Source organism: Streptomyces sp. NBC_00878 (assembly GCF_026341515.1).
Lineage (GTDB): Bacteria > Actinomycetota > Actinomycetes > Streptomycetales > Streptomycetaceae > Streptomyces.
The window spans coordinates 7,703,560-7,719,672 of record NZ_JAPEOK010000001.1; the positions used below are offsets into that span (position 1 = coordinate 7,703,560).

The window sequence follows — 16,113 nt, forward strand, 5'->3', positions numbered from 1 at the left end:
CTGTGCGTGCGCAACGCGCGCAACATGCGCAATGGGTGTACGCGATAAGCGTATGCAATCGGGGAGTTGGGGACGTGGCCGGTCGCCGTGACCGCCGGCCCGGCCGCGGAGCGCGTGAAGGACGCTCGCGCGTGGGTGAGTTGTTACCCTCCGTGTTCGTGTGCTAGCTGAGTTCGGATTCGGCGATCGTCCGCAGCCGGGCCCCGCCGCCCCGCTTCCCCCGCGCCTGGTCGAGTCGCAGCCGGGCCGAACGGCCGCGCAGGGTCAGCGTCATGAGCTGGTTGCCGAACCAAGGCCCGCCGGTTTTCCGCCAATCGACCGGTGGACGCGTCAATTTGCCGTGCCGGGCGAACCGTCGGCCGATCGCGCGGCCGACGCCGCTCCAGCCGAAGCGGAAGCCGATTCTTATCGAGAGCGGGATGGAGTTGTGGACCGGGGAGCAGGTCAGCTGGAACACCCGGGCGTCGGGTCCCGGCACGCCCTCCCGCCAGACCGGTTCGGCGATGTACGCGTGGTGCACGTCCCCGGACAGCACGGACACCGTCGCCGGCGCCTGCGGTCCCGACCCGGCCTCGGCGATCAGCTCCGCCAGCGTGTCGAACGACGACGGGAACGCCGCCCAGTGCTCCAGGTCGGCCCGCCGCCGCAGATCCTCCCCGAACCGGGCCCAGCGCTCGCCCCGTTCGCCCCGGCACAGCGCGGCGTTCCACCCCTCCGCGTCATGCACGAGGTTGGGGAGCAGCCAGGGCAGGGAGGTGCCGATGAGGAGGTGGTCGTACGAACCCGGCTCTTCCAGCACCTGCTCGCGCAGCCATGCCTCCTCCGCCGGGCCGAGCATCGAGCGGTTCTTCTCGTCGAGGACGCGGGCCGCGCGGGTGTCGACCATCAGGAGACGTGCGCGGCCGAAGTCGCGGCGGTAGCTCCAGCGGACCGAGGCCGGGTCGGTGTCGGCCCGGGCGGCGAACGCGCGGAGGGCGTCCGTGCCGTCGGGCGTGGCGCGGACCTCCGCGTACAGGGGGTCGTCCGCGAGGCGCTCGGGCGGGAGGTTGCCGAGGTGCTGGTGGACCCAGTACGACATCAGGCCGCTCAGGATCCGCTCGCGCCACCAGGGCGTGGCCCGCATGTCGGCGACCCAGGCCTCGCTGGTGTTCCAGTCGTCGATGACGTCGTGGTCGTCGAAGATCATGCAGCTGGGCACGGTGGAGAGCAGCCAGCGGATCTCGGGGTCGAGCCACGATTCGTAGTAGAGGTGCGTGTACTCCTCGTAGTCCGCGACCTCCGCGCCCGGCGGTTCGTGCAGTCCGCGCCGGGCCTCCAGCCAGTGGCGGGTGGCGCTCGAGACCTCGTCCGCGTACACCTGGTCGCCCAACAGCAGCAGGACGTCCGGGCGTTCGCCGTCCGGGTTCGCGGCGATACGGGCGGCGAGGGTGTCCAGGGCGTCCGGGCCTCCGGGGTCCTTCTCGTCGGCGGCCGGTGTGGCCCAGCGGCAGGAGCCGAAGGCGACCCGTACGGTCTCGTGGTCGTCCACCGGGGTGTGGATGACGGAGGGCGGGAAGCGGGAGTCGGTGAGCGGCCAGACCTGTGTCCCGTCGAGCAGCACCTCGTACGGGGACCTCGTGCCCGGTGTCAGGCCGGTGACCGGGATCAGGGCGTAGTGATGGCCCGCGATCTGGAACGTACGGGTCTTGCCGCCCGCGCCGTCCGGGCAGCGCACCTCGGCGGTGCACGGGCGGCTCGCCTCGACCCAGACGGTCGCGGACGAGCCGTCGACAAACCTCAGCAGTGGACCCAGGCGCAGTTCCGCCACGTGATCACTCTCCTCCGTCGCCCCGTACGGTACGGAACGACGGAGGTGAGCGGGGAGGTTCCGTGCATGGTGCAGTCGATCAGCCGTCGAGCAGCAGTCGATCGGCTGCCAGGTCAGTGGCGGGCCAGTGGCCGATCAGTGGTGGCGATCAGTGGCCGATCAGTGGCCGATCAGTTGCTGGTCGGTTGTCGATCAGCTGCTGGTTCTTGCCGGCGGTCGGGTGTTGATCAGCAGCCGCTGAGGACCGAGCTGAGCTTGCTCTTCTCCGCCGTGTCCACGGAGAGGCCGTAGTAGTACTTCACCTGGACCCAGGCGCGTACGTAGGTGCAGGCGTAGGCGGTGCGGGACGGCATCCACTCGGCCGGGTCCTGGTCGCTCTTCGACTGGTTCACGTTGTCCGTGACGGCGATGAGCTGCGGGCGGGTCAGGTCGTTGGCGAAGGACTGGCGCCGGGCGGTGGTCCAGCTGTCGGCGCCGGAGTCCCAGGCCTCGGCCAGCGGGACGAGGTGGTCGATGTCGAGGTCGGAGGCGGCGGTCCAGGTCGCGCCGTCGTAGACGGAGTACCAACTGCCGCTGGTGGCGGCACAGGCGGAGCTGGTGACGACGTTCGTGCCGTCGCGCTTCAGGACCGTCTCACGGGTGTTGCACGTGCCGCTGATGGTGATCCAGTGGGGGAAGAGGTCGCGGCTGTAGCCGGTGCGGTCCTCGGTCGCCACGGTGAGCGAGGCGAGGTAGGTCCGGGCGGTGGCGGCGCTGACCGGGGTGGGCAGCGCGGCGGAGGCGGTCGGGCCGTTGAAAAGCCCGGCCATGGCTATCAAACCGGCGAAGGCGGCCACTAGACTGAGCCGTCGACGCGCGTAGATCTTTGCCATGCGAACTCCCTTGGGGAGGGGGGAAGTTGACCTGCGAGCGAGTGACATGCTCGCGGCGGCCGGTTTCCGGGAGATGTGCGTCAGGTGAGAAGTTAGTGACATGGACATGACACAACAAGGGCTGGGGCGGGACTTTCGGGTTTGCTTGCGGGGTGGCGTGGCGGGCGGGTTCGGAATCAGTGCCCGGGGGCGGTAGCGGGATCGGGGCTTTGTTTTGTACCGTGGAGAAACAAAGTGGCTCCCGCTCGCACTCCCTGACCGGCGGGCGGGGCCACCTTGTTCCCGGGGGCCCACGGATGGGCCCCTCTTCCACGCTTGGAGCATGCCGATGACGGCAACGACCACGCTGACCGCCCGTGCCCTGCTGCTGGACATGGACGGCACCCTCGTCAACTCGGATGCCGTCGTCGAGCGCGTGTGGCGCCGCTGGGCCGACCGGCACGGGCTCGACGGGGGCGAGGTCATGAAGGTCGTGCACGGGCGGCAGGGGTACGCGTCGATGGCCGCGTTGCTGCCGGGCCGGCCGATGGAGCAGAACTACGCCGACAACGCGCGGATGCTCGCGGAGGAGACCGCCGACCTGGACGGGGTCGTCGCGGTTCCGGGGGCCGCGGAGTTTCTCGCCTCGCTGCGGGGGGTGGTGGCGCATGCGCTCGTCACGTCCGCGGATGTGGCGCTGTCGGCGGCGCGGATGGGGGCGGCGGGGCTTGAGTTGCCCGAGGTTCGGGTCACCGCGGAGTCGGTGGGGGCGAGCAAGCCGGATCCCGAGGGGTTTTTGAAGGGGGCGGCCGAGTTGGGGGTCGCGCCTGAGGAGTGTGTGGTGTTCGAGGACTCCGGGGCGGGGATCGCGGCGGGGCGCTCCGCGGGGATGCGGGTTGTGGGGGTTGGGGGGCGGGCCGGGTTTCATCGGCCGGATGTTGTGGTGCGGGACCTTCGGCAGGTGGGGGTTGAGGATTTGGGGGGTGGGGTGGTTCGGCTTTGGGTGGGGTGACCTTGAGTGAGTGAGCCAGTGGGCGGGTGTGTTGGGTGCGGGTCCGGTGGGGGCTGGTCGCGCAGTTCCCCGCGCCCCTGAAAGATTGCGCCGTTCCCCGCGCCCCTGAGGGGGCTGGGGCTGGGGCTGGGGTTGGCGTTGCGTGCGGCCCGGTGGGGGCTGGTCGCGCAGTTCCCCGCACCCCTAAAAGACTGGGCCGTTGCCCGTGATCCCAGGAGTCGCGCGGTTGCCCGCGTCCCTAAAAGACTGGGCCGTTGCCCGTGACGCCAGGAGTCGCGCTGTTGCCCGCGACCCCCAGGAGTTGCTCCGTTCCCGCGTCCCCATGAGGCGCGGCGGTCGCCGTGGTCCGAGGGAATGCGGGGTCTTCTACGGCTCTGTCGTTTCTGATTCCAGGCGGTCGCGGGTTTGGTCGTCGTAGGTGCCTGGGGTCTTGGTGGTGATGTTTCGGGTGAGTTGGTAGTTGCGGACGGCGTTTTCGGTTCGGTTGTCGTAGTCGCCGTCGGGGGTGCCTGGGTAGAGGCCCACCTGTACGAGGCGCTGTTGGAGTTCCGTGACCTCGGGGCCCGTGTCGCCGCGGCTCAGGGGCGCGGGGGTGATGTTCGCCGGTGGGGTGGAGGGCGGGCGGGTCGTGGCGGGGGCGCTCGTCGACGGGGCGCGGGTCGTGGGCGTCGAGCTGGGCGGGGTGGGTGAGACCGTCGACTTCGTCGGTGACGGGGTCGCGCTCGGGCTGCTCGACTCGGTCGGTGTGGCCGACGGCGACCGCGTGGGCGACTCGGAGTCCGACGGCGACGGCTCGTCCAAGGTCGTGTCCGGCACGCTCGCGCGTATGTCGTCCGGGGCCGCGCTGTTCCGCGACGGCGTCTCGTACGTGAACAGCCCGCTCGCGAAACCGGCCGCCGCGACCACGGCCGCGGTGGCACCCGCGCCGACGAGTGCGAAGCGGCGGCGTCGGCTGGTGTTCTCCGCGGGGTACTCGGAGGAGTCCTCGGCGGGATCCCTGGGGAAGCCGCCGACGGGGTCCAGCTGATGAGCCTCGAAGAGGCTCGTGTCGGCGGTGCGGGGCAGTCCTGCCATACGGGGCAACTCGGTTGTCACCGCCGGGTCGGTCGGCGGTGCGTGGGCCGCGCTCGTGGGCGGCTCGGGGGGCGTGCCCTGCCAGGAGTCCATGCCGGTGCTGATGCCGGTGCCGATGCCGGTGCCGATGTTGACGCCGTCCGCAGGGTGGCCGAAAGGGGTGAACGGGGTGGGCGGCGCGGGCGGGGTGGGCGGCGCGAATTGGTCGGCCAGTGGGTCCGGGGTGCCGGGGCCTGTGAGGTTCCCCGCTCCTGGTCCCGCTCCAAGCCCAGCTCCTAGCCCCGTTCCGGGCCTTACTCGCGGCCCTGTATCCGTCCCCGGTGCCGTCCCCTCTCCCGGTCCCGGTCCTCGTCCCGCTTCAGGTTCCTCTTCCGGTGTTGTTGGGTCCAGGTCCACGTATGGGCGTATCCGCAGGGGGTCGAAGGCCTCCGCTGCTGCGGCATCCGCGGAGCGGGTCTCCTGTAGGGCGTCCGCCGCTCGGCGGGCGCAGTCGCACGTGGGGGAGCCGCCCAGCTCCCAGGGCGCACCGCATTCCGGGCATATGTGACCGTTCGGGTCGCTCACGTGTGGATCCCTCTCCGTATGAACTCCAGCGATTATGCAGAGCCCGTTCACGCAATCTCCCAGTTACCCCCGGAATCCCGGAATCCGTAGCGGATTCAACAGGCCATAACCGGTCACACCGGCCAGGATGGGGGAGGAAACGGGACCCTCGCGGCCGGGAGGTCTTCATGACCCAGGATGCGCACGGCAGGGATAGTGACGGCACCGACCGTACGGACAGCGCAGACCGTACGGAAAGTGCGGACCGTGCGGAAAGTGCGGACGGTGCGGACGGTACCGATGGCGCGGACGCGCCTGAGGCAGACCGTTACGCCCGTGATCATTCGCGGGGTGCCACCGGGCGTCAGGAGCACATGAAGGGTGGCGTCCTCGTCTCGATGGGGGCTCTGCTTCTCGGGCTGCTGCTCGCCGCGCTCGACCAGACGATCGTGTCGACCGCCCTGCCGACCATCGTCAGCGACCTGGGCGGTCTGGATCACCTGTCGTGGGTCGTCACCGCGTATCTGCTCGCCTCCACGGCCGCCACCCCGCTCTGGGGCAAGCTCGGTGACCAGTACGGACGCAAGAGGCTGTTCCAGACCGCCATCGTGATCTTCCTGGTCGGCTCCGCGTTGTGCGGAATGGCGCAGAACATGCCCCAGCTGATCGCCTTCCGCGCCCTCCAGGGCCTCGGCGGCGGCGGACTCATCGTGCTGTCGATGGCGATCGTCGGCGACATCGTGTCGCCCCGCGAACGGGGCAAGTACCAGGGCCTGTTCGGCGCGGTCTTCGGAGCCAGCAGTGTCCTCGGCCCGTTGCTCGGCGGTCTGTTCACCCAGCACCTGAGCTGGCGCTGGGTCTTCTACATCAACCTCCCCGTCGGGATCGTCGCGCTCGCCGTCATCGCGACCGTCCTGCGCATCCCGGTCCGCGCCAAGAAGCACACGATCGACTACCTCGGTACGTTCCTGATCGCGGCCGTCGCCACCTGTCTGGTCCTCGTCGCCTCGCTCGGCGGCAGCACCTGGGCCTGGGGATCGCCGCAGATCATCGGCCTCGCGGTGCTGGGTGCCGTACTCGCCGTGGTGTTCGTCGGCGTCGAACGGCGGGCCGCCGAACCCGTACTGCCCCTGAAACTCTTCCGGATCCGCACCTTCACCCTCGCCGCCGTGATCAGCTTCATCGTCGGCTTCGCGATGTTCGGCGCGATGACGTACCTGCCGACGTTCCTCCAGGTCGTCCACGGCATCTCGCCCACCATGTCGGGCGTGCACATGCTGCCGATGGTGGCCGGACTGCTCGTGTCCTCGACCGTCTCCGGGCAGATCGTCAGCCGTACGGGCCGCTGGAAGGTGTTCCCCATCGCGGGCACGGGCGTCACCGCGCTGGGTCTGCTGCTCCTTCACCAGCTCGATGTGGACACTTCCGCGTTCGAGATGAGCTCGTACCTCCTCGTCTTCGGACTGGGGCTCGGCCTGGTCATGCAGGTCCTCGTGCTGATCGTGCAGAACGCCGTCTCGTACGAGGATCTCGGCGTCGCCACCTCCGGCGCCACGTTCTTCCGCTCCATCGGGGCCTCGTTCGGTGTCGCCATCTTCGGCACGGTCTTCGCGAGCCGGCTGGGCAGCGAACTGACCGCCGCGCTCCGCGGGCAGGACCTCCCGCCGAGCCTCGGCGTGGACGCGCTGAAGTCCGACCCGACGATCATCGCCGACCTTCCGCTCGGACTCCGCCCGCCCGTCGTCGCGGCGTACTCCACGTCCATCACGGACGTCTTCCTGTACGCGGCTCCGGTCGCCCTCGCCGGGTTCGTGCTCGCCTGGTTCCTGCGCGAGGACCGGCTGCGGGCCTCGGTGACGGCACCCGACGCCACCCAGACGCTCGCCAGCAACCCCGTCCAGCGCTCCTCGTACGACGAGGTGTGCCGCGCGCTGTCCGTGCTCGGCACCGGCGAGGGGCGGCGCGAGATCTACGAGAAGATCACCGACCGCGCAGGGTACGACCTGCTGCCCGCCGCGAGCTGGCTGCTGCTGCGGGTCAGGCGGTACGGCTGGGCCGAGCCCGCCGTCCTCGCCGAGCGCAGCACGGTGCCTCTGCACGTCGTCATCGCGGCCGCCCGTCAGGTCGAGGAGCGGGGCCTCGCCGTACGGGAGGGCCTCGACCTCGTCCTCACCGCCCAGGGCAGCGAGGTCGCCGAGAAACTGGCCACGGCCCGTGAGGAGTCCCTCGCCGAGCTCCTGGGCGACTGGTGGGGCCCGGACCGGCCCACCGACCTGGTCGGGCTCGTGAAGGAGCTGAACGCCGAGATGTGCGGCTCCGACGCGGAACGGCCCCACGACGGGACCGTGTCCAAACCGGCCGACCGGGTGTGGCTCGCCAAGTGAGCCCGGTGAGCCCGGTGCGGCCGGGTGCGGCCGGGTGCGGCCGGGCACGGCCGGGTGCGGCCGGGTACGGCCCGGCAGTTGACGTGCGGGGCGCGAGGGTGGCTCAGGCGCTCAGGCCGTGAGTCGCTTGGCGAACCAGTGCTCCGCGTACACGTCGTCGTTGTACGCCTCGGTCTCCGCGTAACCGTGCCGGGCGTACAGCGCCCGCGCCTCCACCAGGTCGCCCCGGGTGTCGAGGATCAGCCGCTCGGCCCCGAGGTCCCGGGCCGCCGACTCGGCCGCCCCGAGGAGGACGGCACCGCCGCCGCTGCCGCGCAGATCGCCGCGTACGAAGACCCGCTTGAGCTCGCCCGTCGTCGCGTCGCGGAGCCGTACGCCCGCCATGCCCGCCGCGTCTCCGTCGTAGCGCGCTACGAGCAACACCCCGTCGGGCAGGGCGAATTCGGCTCCCGTGTCGGCGGCGATCTCGCGTTCCAGCTCGGCGGGGTCGGTGTCGTGACCGCGATGCAGCCGGTACCAGCGGTCGCTGACCTCCGTGTAGTACGCCCGCCAGAGGGCGGCTGCGGCCGCCGAGTCGAACGGCTCGGGGGCCACGGTCCAGGGCGTCGGCGCACGGGGCGTACGTGTCTTCATGGCGGCATTGTCACGAGGTCCCGTATGCCGTTCGCAAGCCAATTAGCACCGGTCGGCGGTTCGCACGCAGTTTGGGGGCCGCTGTGCGGGCCACTCGGCAAAGGAAACGGCCCACTGGGCCCAGAACCCGGGAAGGCATTCCATGTCCACAGGCGTGATCATCCTTCTGATCGTGGTCGCGGTGGCCCTCGTCGCCGTCGTGGCCGCTCGGCTCGTGGTACCCCGCGGGGCGGGCGGCGGGCGCGGCCTGAAGCGCCGCTTCGGGCCCGAGTACGACCGGGTCGTCGCCCGGCACGACGGCGACTCCAAGGCCGCCGAGCGTGAGCTCGAAGAGCGGGTGAAGCGGCACGGATCACTGAGCGAGCAGCCGTTGGAGCCCGGGGCGCGGGAGCGGTACGTGGTCCGCTGGGCCGCCGTGCAGGAGCAGTTCGTCGACTCGCCGCGCGACGCCGTCGTCGAGGCGGACCGGCTGATCGCCGAGGTGGCGGGCGCCCGCGGTTTCCCGGACGGCGGCCGTTCCGGCGAGCAACTCGACGCGCTCTCCGTGCACCACGCGCACCACGTCCACGGCTACCGGCGCGTCCACCGGGCCGCGCACGCGCCCTCGGCAGGCACGGGCACCGGCACCGGCACCGGCACCGACGCGGGCTCGGGTGCGGGTGCGGGCCGGGCGGCCAGTACGGAGGAACTGCGCGAGGCCCTGGTCGAGGCCCGCGCGCTCTTCCAGGACCTGACGGCCCCGGTCCACAAGGACGAAGAGGCGCTGCCCCGGGAGAAGCGGGAGAAGACCGAGCCCCAGGGCAAGACCGACGCAGCGCCCGCGACCACCCGAACCGACAGCTCCCGCGGCCGTATTCACGCGCCGTGGGCGTTCAACAGGCGCCACGTGAAGGGGAGTTGAGAGCCATGCCGGACACGAACAACAAGAACCACAAGAACAGCACGGACAGCACGGTGGCCGGGCCCCCGGCGGACCCGCACAACGAACGGCGGGACGCGTTGCGCGACGAACGGTCGACGACTTCCGAACGGCCGATGACTCCCAACCGGCCCGAGGCTCCCGACCGGCACGATGCGCCTGACCGGGCCGACACCCCCGACCGGGCCGACACCCCCGACCGGCCTGAGGTCCCTGGAAGGCTTGCCGCCCCCGCAAGGCCCGCCCCTCCGCCTCCCGCAATGCCCCCCGCTCCCGGCACCCGTCCAGGCACGGCCACCCCTTCAGGGGCGCGGGGAACTGCGCGACCAGCCCACGACGACCCGCACAAGAACACGGCGGGTGGTTCACGGGCTCCCGAAGGCGCAGCTGTCCCAGGCAACCCGGCCGCCACTCAGGCCAAGGCGACCCCCGGAACCGCCGGAGGCATCGGCGGTCGCCTCATGTCCCCCGAGGTCGGCGACAAGTGGACCCTGCAACTGCAGCACGCCGTGGCCGGCTTCATCGACGCGCCGCAAGGTTCCGTGGAAGAGGCCGACAAGGTCCTCCAGGAAGTCGCCGCACGGTTCGCCGACGCCGTCACCGAGCGGCGCCGCACGCTCCGTACGTCCTGGCAGGCCACCGGCGAGGGCAAGGCCGACACCGAGCAACTCCGGCTGGCCCTACGGGACTACCGGGAACTGGCGGAACGGTTGCTGCGGCTCTGAACCCGCATGCCCCCGCGCACTCCCGTGCCTCCGCGCACTCCCGTGCCTCCACGAACTCCCGTGCCTCCGCGCACTCCCGTGCCTCCGCGCACTCCCGTGCCTCCACGAACTCGCCAACCTCGGCGAACTCCCATACACCGTAGGCAAGTTGTGCAGCGAAGCCCTGCCCCGAGCCATCTACCGGGGCGGGGCTTCAGTCGGCCAGGGTCTCAGTCCGCCCGGCGTTCGTGCCACTCGCGGACGATCTCCTCGACGTCGTACGGCTTGAGGCCCAGCGGCGGCCCGGGCGGCGGCTTGAACATCACCTCGCGGATCTTCGCGTTGATCTCCGTGATGATCCGCCGCACCACCCGCTCCGACGGCGCCTCGACGGCCGCCGCGAGGGCTTCCTCGGCCTCCTTGCGGAGGGCCAGGGTCGGCGGCAGGACGGAGAGGCCCTCGCGGGCCATCTTCTGCTTGATCCACCACAGTTCGTCGTACGACGTGTCGGGACCGCTCGACAGCGGCTTGCCCATGCCGGGGAGGTCGGCGAACTCCCCACGGGCTTCCGCGGCGCGGATCTGATGGTCGACCCAGGACTCGAAGCTGACACCAGGAGGCTTGCGCTCGGTCATGAGTCCATTGTGCCGGACCGTGTCCGAGCGTGCCGGACCGTGTGCGACCGGCGTCGGATGGGCTGGGACCGACGTCGGACGGCGTGCGACCGGGCCGAACGGTATGCGACTGTGTCGGACGGTGTTGGCCCGGGCGAATTATCATTCGGCGGCGATACGTCGCCAGGGCGTCAAGCACGTCCTGGCGCGGGACAATTGGAACGCGGGAACGCGCGGGAACGAAGGAGCACACGTGCTCGAACTCACCATGGCCTCGGTGTCCGACAGAGAAGCCGGTGCGACGGCCGGTATGCAGATGGCCGACGCGCCGAGCGAGCCGGGTGCCGTGCTGCGGGTGGGGCGGGACCGGGGCGTGTGCCGCCTCGCGACGCCCGACGACTGGCTGTTCGTCTCGCGGGTGCACCTGGAGTTCCTGTGCGGGCCCGAGGGGAGCTGGCAGGTGACCTGGCTGCGGGGCTCGCACGACGAGCCCTCCTCCGAGGTCCGGTTCACGCTGGTCGGCGGGGCGGCGGCCCAGCAGACCCTGCCGTACGGCGGGACGGCGAAGCTGCCCCTCGGCGGTTCCGGCGAACTGATCATCTACGACCGCACCGCGCCGCGCAGCGTGAACGTGGGCTTCTATCACGAGGCCTGACCCCGGACGCGAGGCTTGACCCCGGACGCGAGGTCTGACCCCCGAGCCGGGGTCTGACCCCGAACCGTCTCCCCCGAGGACTCCGACAGCTCAAGGGCTACGGCAGCACGCGCGCCAGCGCGAACCCGTCGTAGCCCTTCGAGCCCACCGTCTGGATCGCCGTGGCGGTCAGTTTCGGGTGCGTGGCGAAGAGTTCGAGGGCTTCACGGGTGCCCCGCACGCTCGGGTCGTCGCTGGTGGCGTCGGTGACGGCGCCGCCGCGGACGACGTTGTCGAGGACGATCAGGCTCCCGGGGCGGGTGAGCTTGACTGCCCACTCCACATAGCGGGGGTTGTTCACCTTGTCCGCGTCGATGAAGACCAGGTCGAAGGGGAAGGCGCTTCCGGCGCTCCCCTCGCTCCCCTCACCTTCCTCGGCCAGCTTCCGCAGCGAGTCGAGTGCCGGGCCCACCCGGACCTCGGTGATCTTGTCCAGGCCCGCCCGCGCGAGGTTGTGCCGGGCCACCTCCGCGTGTCGCTCGCTGTACTCCAGGGTGATCAGCCGGCCGTCCTGCGGCAGGGCGCGGGCCAGCCAGATGGTGCTGTAGCCGCCGAGCGTGCCGATTTCCAGGATGCGGGTCGCGCCCTGGATCACGGCGAGGAGGTGCAGCAGCTTGCCCTGGGGCGGGGCGACGTTGATGTGCGGCAGTCCGGCGGCGTCGCTGTCGCGCAGCGCGTCGGTCAGGGCGGCGTCCGGCGGGGCGAGGAGGCCGGTGAAGTAGTCGTCCACGTCGTTCCAGAGCTGCGGCTCGGTCATGCGGCCGTACCTTTCGTCTACCTAGTTAGATGGGCTAACTAGTTCCGTCGCCGAATATAGCCGGTTACTGGCAGGTTGGGTGGTTGTATTCCGCTCACGGCGACTCGCCTCGGACTCTCGGCGACTTGCAAGGCAGCCGCACCGGCCGTAGAACACCTCCATTCGGACAAAGGCTGAAGGACGTCAGGTGAAGAGGGGGTTGCCTGCGTCTCACGGCGGGGGGAGTGCGAGCCTCTTAGGGTTCGTACAGGAAGCAGACGCAAGAGACTCATGGGATTCATGGGGCTCAGGGGACGAACGGGGCGGGAGGGCCGACGGCACGTGGCGAACGTGGAGCACGGCGGACGACCAGGTGATGCCTTCGGAGCGGCGGCGCCCGGGGCGGCGAAGGCACGGCTGGAAATGGTCCGCGCGGGCCTCTGGCTGATCGCCGCGGTCCTGGCGGTACGGCAGGTCGCCGCCGTCCTGAGCACGCCGAAAGGCGAACGGCTGACGGACCTGGAGACCTGGGTCGGACCCAACGGCGTGCTCCATGTGAACGGGTCGCTGTACGACTCGACGCAGTTCACGGGCACCCCGTTCGGCGGACTCGTCCTCAAGCCCCTCACCCGTGCGGCCGAACAGGCCCTCGGCTGGGGCTGGACCTTCGGCACGCTCCTGCTGGTCGTCGCCCTCGGCCTGGTCGCCGCGCGCGCCTTGCCGAAGCCCGTGAGCCGCCGTACGGCATTGCTCGCCGCCCCCGTCGCGATCAGCCTGCTGATGCTGTCGCTGCCCGTGCGCAACACGCTCTACCTCGGCCAGACCAGCATCATTCCCGTACTCCTTGTGCTCCTCGGCTGCTTCGCCGTGCGCGGGGAGCGGGCCAGCGGGGTGCTGATCGGGCTCGCCGCCGCCCTCCAGCCGACCGTGCTGCTGTTCGCGCCGCTGCTGTGGTTCACCGGCCGCCGCCGGGCCGCCGTGTCCAGCGGGATCACCTTCGCCGGGCTCACCGCGCTCGCGTGGGCGGCGATGCCGCACGACTCGTACACGTACTGGGTGCATCACCTGGCCGGTGTCGGGCTCGGGCGGCCCGCCGACGATCTCGCCAACCAGTCGCTGCACGGCGCGCTGCTGAGGGTCGGTCTCGAAGGGCCCCTGGAGATCGGGCTCTTCCTGGCGCTGGGCGCCGCCGTCGCCGTACTCGGCCTGCGCCGTGCCGTGCGGTACGCCCGCGACGGGCAGTTGCTGCTCGCGGTCGCCATCACCGGCTGTGTCGCCGTCGCCGTGTCGCCCACCACCTGGCAGCACCAGCTGCTGTGGGTGCTGCTCGCGGTGGTCGGCCGGGTCGGCAAGAAGGCCGGTGACCGGTACGTATGGCCCGTCGCCGTGATTTTGGTGATGACGCTTCCGGCGAAGATGATGCTGCCGAACATGGCGGCCCTCTATCCGCTGCGTGACAACGTCGTCCTGCTCGCCGCCCTCGCCGCGGCCACCGTGGTTCCGTTTCTGTCCCGTACGTCGGAGTACTACCGCTCGCCCATCCCGACCGAGTACGCGCGGCCGGTGCCTACCCGCTGGAAGCACGTGCCCCTGCTGCCGTTCCTGCGCCGGGTCCTCACCCGCCCGAACCTGCTGCTCGAACTGCTGCTGATCCGCGTCGGCTACTCCGCGTACCAGCAGGTCAGGCTCGCGGCGACCGGCGGCACCAACGCCGGGGGCCGGGCCACCGCCGAGGAGCACGGCGAGCAGATCCACGCGATCGAGAAGTTCCTCCAGATCGACATCGAGCGCTGGGCCAACCACGCGGTGGTGGACGTCCCGTGGCTCCAGAGCTTCTTCGACTTCTACTACACCTCGTTCCACTTCGTGGTGCCGCTCAGCGTCCTCGGGGTCCTCTACGTCCGTCGCCCCGCCGACTACCGCTGGGCCCGCGCGGCGCTCGGCTTCGCCACGCTGTTCGCGCTCGTCGGCTTCTGGCTCTACCCGCTGGCCCCGCCGCGGCTGATGCCCGGCCTCGGCTTCATCGACACCGTGCACGGGGTGCAGGACTTCTCCCAGCCGGACTACGGGACGCTGACCGCGCTCACCAACCAGTACGCGGCGATGCCCTCGCTGCACTTCGGCTGGTCGCTGTGGTGCGGCCTCGTCATCGCGATCCTCGCCCCGAAGTGGTGGATGAAGGCCCTCGGCCTGCTGCACCCGCTGTTCACGGTCTCCGCGATCGTGGCGACCGCCAACCACTGGGTCCTGGACGCGGCGGGCGGCGCGGCCGTCGTCGGCGCGGGCTTCGCGCTGACCTACCTGCTCCAGGGACCGCGCCCGCGGCAACTCGCCGAACCGGCGGCGGAGTCGGCGGAGGTGGTCAGCATCGCGGAGCCTGTCCCGGCGAAGGGCCGTACCCCGAGCTGATCCGGTACTCGCCCGGCGCGGCCACCGTGAGACGCGTGAACTCGCCCTGCTGTTCCAGGCAGCCGCGCTCGGCGTACAGCCAGGGCGAGAAGGCGACGCGCACGGTCACCGAGCCGGTCCGCGGGACGTACACGAGGATCTCGGAGCTGTCGGCCCGCACGACGGTGGCGGGCTTCGACACCAGGGGCACCGCGTCGCGCACGCGGTAGACCCGCCAGTTCGGGTCCCGCCACACCGGCTCCAGCCACTCGGTCCCGCGGTCGACCAGGCGTGCCTCGTCCTCCGCGAACCCGTCCGGCTTGCCCGAGGGCAGTACGACGAAGCCGACCGCCCAGCGGTCCAGCCAGGCCCGGTACGTCGGCTCCGAGAACGTCCCGTCGTAGAAGAGCCGGCCCCGCTCCATGTCCAGCTGCCGGTTCCAGCCACGCGCCAGGTTCACATGCGGGGCCAGGGCGGTGGCCTCGCGGTGGTTGCGGGCCGGGACCACCTCGACGCGGGTACGGTCGGCGCCGAGCCGGTCCAGGGCGCCCACGACGCCGGCCGTGTCGGCGGCCCAGGCGGGCACCGTCGTCGACACCGCCAGATCGTCGACCGTCTTCTGGCCCACCCACCACATGGAGTAGACCAGCGCCATGGCGAGCGCGACACGTCTCTGCTTGCTGCGTCTCCGGGGCGCCCCGGCCGGTGTCGAGGTGGCCGGCACCGCCAGCAGCGCCGCCAGCAGGGCAGCCGGTGCGAACAGCTCCGCGAGCCGTTCCACGTTCGTGCCGACCGGGGAGGCGATCAGGTACGTGAGGACCGTCCCGGCCGCGTACACGACGGCGCCCCAGCGCAGGACCCGCCAGCCGCGCGGCGCGAGGGTCAGCACGACCAGGCCGATCACGACGGGCGGCCAGATCCGGTCCGCGGGCATCAACTGCTCGCCGGTGAACGGGAACAGCAGGGTGGTCGTGCCCACCACCACGACCGGCGGGGCGATCAGCGCGGCGGCCCGCGCCGGGTCCCGTACGAGGGCGTGGCCGGCGCCGGCCACGACCAGAAACAGTCCGGCCACCGGGCTCGCCATGGCCGCCAGCGCCGCGTACGCCGCCGCGAGCGGCAGGCGCCGCTCGCGGGTCAGCAGCACACAGGCCGCGAGCCCGAGCGCGACACCGAGGGCGAAGGTCGTCCGCCCCGACGCGACGTTGCACCACAGTGCGAGCGAGGCGAGCAGCGCCGGGCCGAGCGGCCGGCGGATCCCCGTACGGACGATGAGGACCGAGGCCAGCCAGGCGGCGAGGAGCCCGGCCGCGACGGTGACCGTCCGCACGCCGAAGGCGGCCATCAGATACGGCGAGATCAGGCTGTAGTTGGCGGTGTGCATCCCGCCGTACCAGAACAGGCTGTACGCCGAACCGCCGTGCCGGGACGCGAAGTCCGCCCAGGCCTCCTGTGCCGCGAGATCACCGCCGCCGGTGGCGAGGAACAGCCACCACACCACGTACAGCGGGACGGTCGGGAGGGTGGCGAGGAGGGGAACGCGGTGCCGCTTCCAGTCAAGGAGGCGATCAAGGTGGAGATCGGGGCGGCGATCGGGACGTCGATCGGGACGTCTATTCGGGCGGAGGTCCTGCTTCCGGGAGGTGGCGGCGCCCGCCCGCCGGACGAGGGACAGTGCGGTCGGGACCACGGCTCGGCTATTCCGTTCGAAGTCTTCGAAGGTGTGTGTTTGCTGTGCCAATCGTGTAAGACGC

At 71.1% G+C, this 16,113-nt stretch carries 13 protein-coding genes; 6 read left to right on the top strand and 7 right to left on the bottom strand.

The genetic code is table 11. The features are described from left to right. Positions 1-163: 163 nt before the first annotated feature. Together OHA11_RS33375 and OHA11_RS33380 are read right to left on the bottom strand one after the other, a co-directional pair. Positions 164-1,807, bottom strand: coding sequence for an alkaline phosphatase D family protein (locus OHA11_RS33375; RefSeq protein ID WP_266502718.1), 1,644 nt, complete (start codon positions 1,805-1,807; stop codon positions 164-166). A gap of 227 nt (positions 1,808-2,034) precedes the next feature. Beyond that, positions 2,035-2,679: an HNH endonuclease family protein gene (locus OHA11_RS33380; RefSeq protein ID WP_266502720.1), complete on the bottom strand. Its 645-nt coding sequence runs from the start codon at positions 2,677-2,679 to the stop codon at positions 2,035-2,037. Positions 2,680-3,007: 328 nt separating this feature from the next. Here OHA11_RS33380 and OHA11_RS33385 point away from each other — a divergent pair, with 328 nt between their 5' ends. Continuing rightward, positions 3,008-3,670, top strand: a complete 663-nt coding sequence (locus tag OHA11_RS33385; protein ID WP_266507629.1) for an HAD-IA family hydrolase — start codon at positions 3,008-3,010, stop codon at positions 3,668-3,670. Between the two features lie 366 nt (positions 3,671-4,036). Here OHA11_RS33385 and OHA11_RS33390 read toward each other — a convergent pair whose 3' ends face one another. After that, positions 4,037-4,837, bottom strand: coding sequence for a peptidoglycan-binding protein (locus tag OHA11_RS33390; protein WP_266502722.1), 801 nt, complete (start codon positions 4,835-4,837; stop codon positions 4,037-4,039). An 824-nt stretch (positions 4,838-5,661) separates the two neighbouring features. Here OHA11_RS33390 and OHA11_RS33395 point away from each other — a divergent pair. Beyond that, the gene (locus OHA11_RS33395; protein ID WP_266502724.1) at positions 5,662-7,671 is read left to right on the top strand and encodes an MDR family MFS transporter; all 2,010 of its coding nucleotides are present in this window, start codon (positions 5,662-5,664) and stop codon (positions 7,669-7,671) included. Positions 7,672-7,782: 111 nt separating this feature from the next. Here OHA11_RS33395 and OHA11_RS33400 read toward each other — a convergent pair whose 3' ends face one another. Continuing rightward, entirely contained in the window at positions 7,783-8,304 is a 522-nt protein-coding gene (locus OHA11_RS33400; protein WP_266502725.1) for a GNAT family N-acetyltransferase, read from the bottom strand. Between the two features lie 142 nt (positions 8,305-8,446). Here OHA11_RS33400 and OHA11_RS33405 point away from each other — a divergent pair, with 142 nt between their 5' ends. Together OHA11_RS33405 and OHA11_RS33410 are read left to right on the top strand one after the other, a co-directional pair. Continuing rightward, a complete protein-coding gene (locus tag OHA11_RS33405; RefSeq protein ID WP_266502727.1) occupies positions 8,447-9,205 on the top strand; it encodes a hypothetical protein in 759 nt (252 codons plus the stop codon). Positions 9,206-9,483: 278 nt separating this feature from the next. Further along, complete coding sequence (locus OHA11_RS33410) at positions 9,484-9,948, top strand: hypothetical protein (protein WP_266507630.1); 465 nt, start codon at positions 9,484-9,486, stop codon at positions 9,946-9,948. Positions 9,949-10,157: 209 nt separating this feature from the next. On the opposite strand, the gene OHA11_RS33415 is transcribed toward OHA11_RS33410, so the two are convergent. Continuing rightward, complete coding sequence (locus OHA11_RS33415) at positions 10,158-10,562, bottom strand: DUF1992 domain-containing protein (RefSeq protein ID WP_266502728.1); 405 nt, start codon at positions 10,560-10,562, stop codon at positions 10,158-10,160. A gap of 232 nt (positions 10,563-10,794) precedes the next feature. Here OHA11_RS33415 and OHA11_RS33420 point away from each other — a divergent pair, with 232 nt between their 5' ends. After that, complete coding sequence (locus OHA11_RS33420; RefSeq protein WP_266502729.1) at positions 10,795-11,196, top strand: hypothetical protein; 402 nt, start codon at positions 10,795-10,797, stop codon at positions 11,194-11,196. 97 nt (positions 11,197-11,293) lie between these two features. Here the strand turns inward: OHA11_RS33420 and OHA11_RS33425 are convergent, their stop codons facing one another. Then, positions 11,294-11,992 (bottom strand): O-methyltransferase, encoded by a 699-nt coding sequence (locus OHA11_RS33425; RefSeq protein WP_266502730.1) that lies wholly within the window; start codon positions 11,990-11,992, stop codon positions 11,294-11,296. 321 nt (positions 11,993-12,313) lie between these two features. On the opposite strand from OHA11_RS33425, the gene OHA11_RS33430 reads away from it, so the two are divergent. Next, positions 12,314-14,380, top strand: a complete 2,067-nt coding sequence (locus tag OHA11_RS33430; RefSeq protein WP_266502732.1) for a bifunctional glycosyltransferase 87/phosphatase PAP2 family protein — start codon at positions 12,314-12,316, stop codon at positions 14,378-14,380. On the opposite strand, the gene OHA11_RS33435 is transcribed toward OHA11_RS33430, so the two are convergent. After that, entirely contained in the window at positions 14,334-16,049 is a 1,716-nt protein-coding gene (locus OHA11_RS33435) for a hypothetical protein (RefSeq protein ID WP_266502734.1), read from the bottom strand. The two genes, OHA11_RS33430 and OHA11_RS33435, sit on opposite strands and share 47 nt — an antisense overlap. Positions 16,050-16,113: the final 64 nt, after the last annotated feature.

Coding starts and splice junctions, on each gene's coding strand:
- OHA11_RS33405 (WP_266502727.1), top strand. CDS start 8,447: ATGTCCACAGGCGTGATCATCCTTCTGATCGTGGTCGCGGTGGCCCTC.
- OHA11_RS33385 (WP_266507629.1), top strand. CDS start 3,008: ATGACGGCAACGACCACGCTGACCGCCCGTGCCCTGCTGCTGGACATG.
- OHA11_RS33390 (WP_266502722.1), bottom strand. CDS start 4,837: ATGGACTCCTGGCAGGGCACGCCCCCCGAGCCGCCCACGAGCGCGGCC.
- OHA11_RS33395 (WP_266502724.1), top strand. CDS start 5,662: ATGAAGGGTGGCGTCCTCGTCTCGATGGGGGCTCTGCTTCTCGGGCTG.
- OHA11_RS33425 (WP_266502730.1), bottom strand. CDS start 11,992: ATGACCGAGCCGCAGCTCTGGAACGACGTGGACGACTACTTCACCGGC.
- OHA11_RS33415 (WP_266502728.1), bottom strand. CDS start 10,562: ATGACCGAGCGCAAGCCTCCTGGTGTCAGCTTCGAGTCCTGGGTCGAC.
- OHA11_RS33380 (WP_266502720.1), bottom strand. CDS start 2,679: ATGGCAAAGATCTACGCGCGTCGACGGCTCAGTCTAGTGGCCGCCTTC.
- OHA11_RS33400 (WP_266502725.1), bottom strand. CDS start 8,304: ATGAAGACACGTACGCCCCGTGCGCCGACGCCCTGGACCGTGGCCCCC.
- OHA11_RS33410 (WP_266507630.1), top strand. CDS start 9,484: ATGCCCCCCGCTCCCGGCACCCGTCCAGGCACGGCCACCCCTTCAGGG.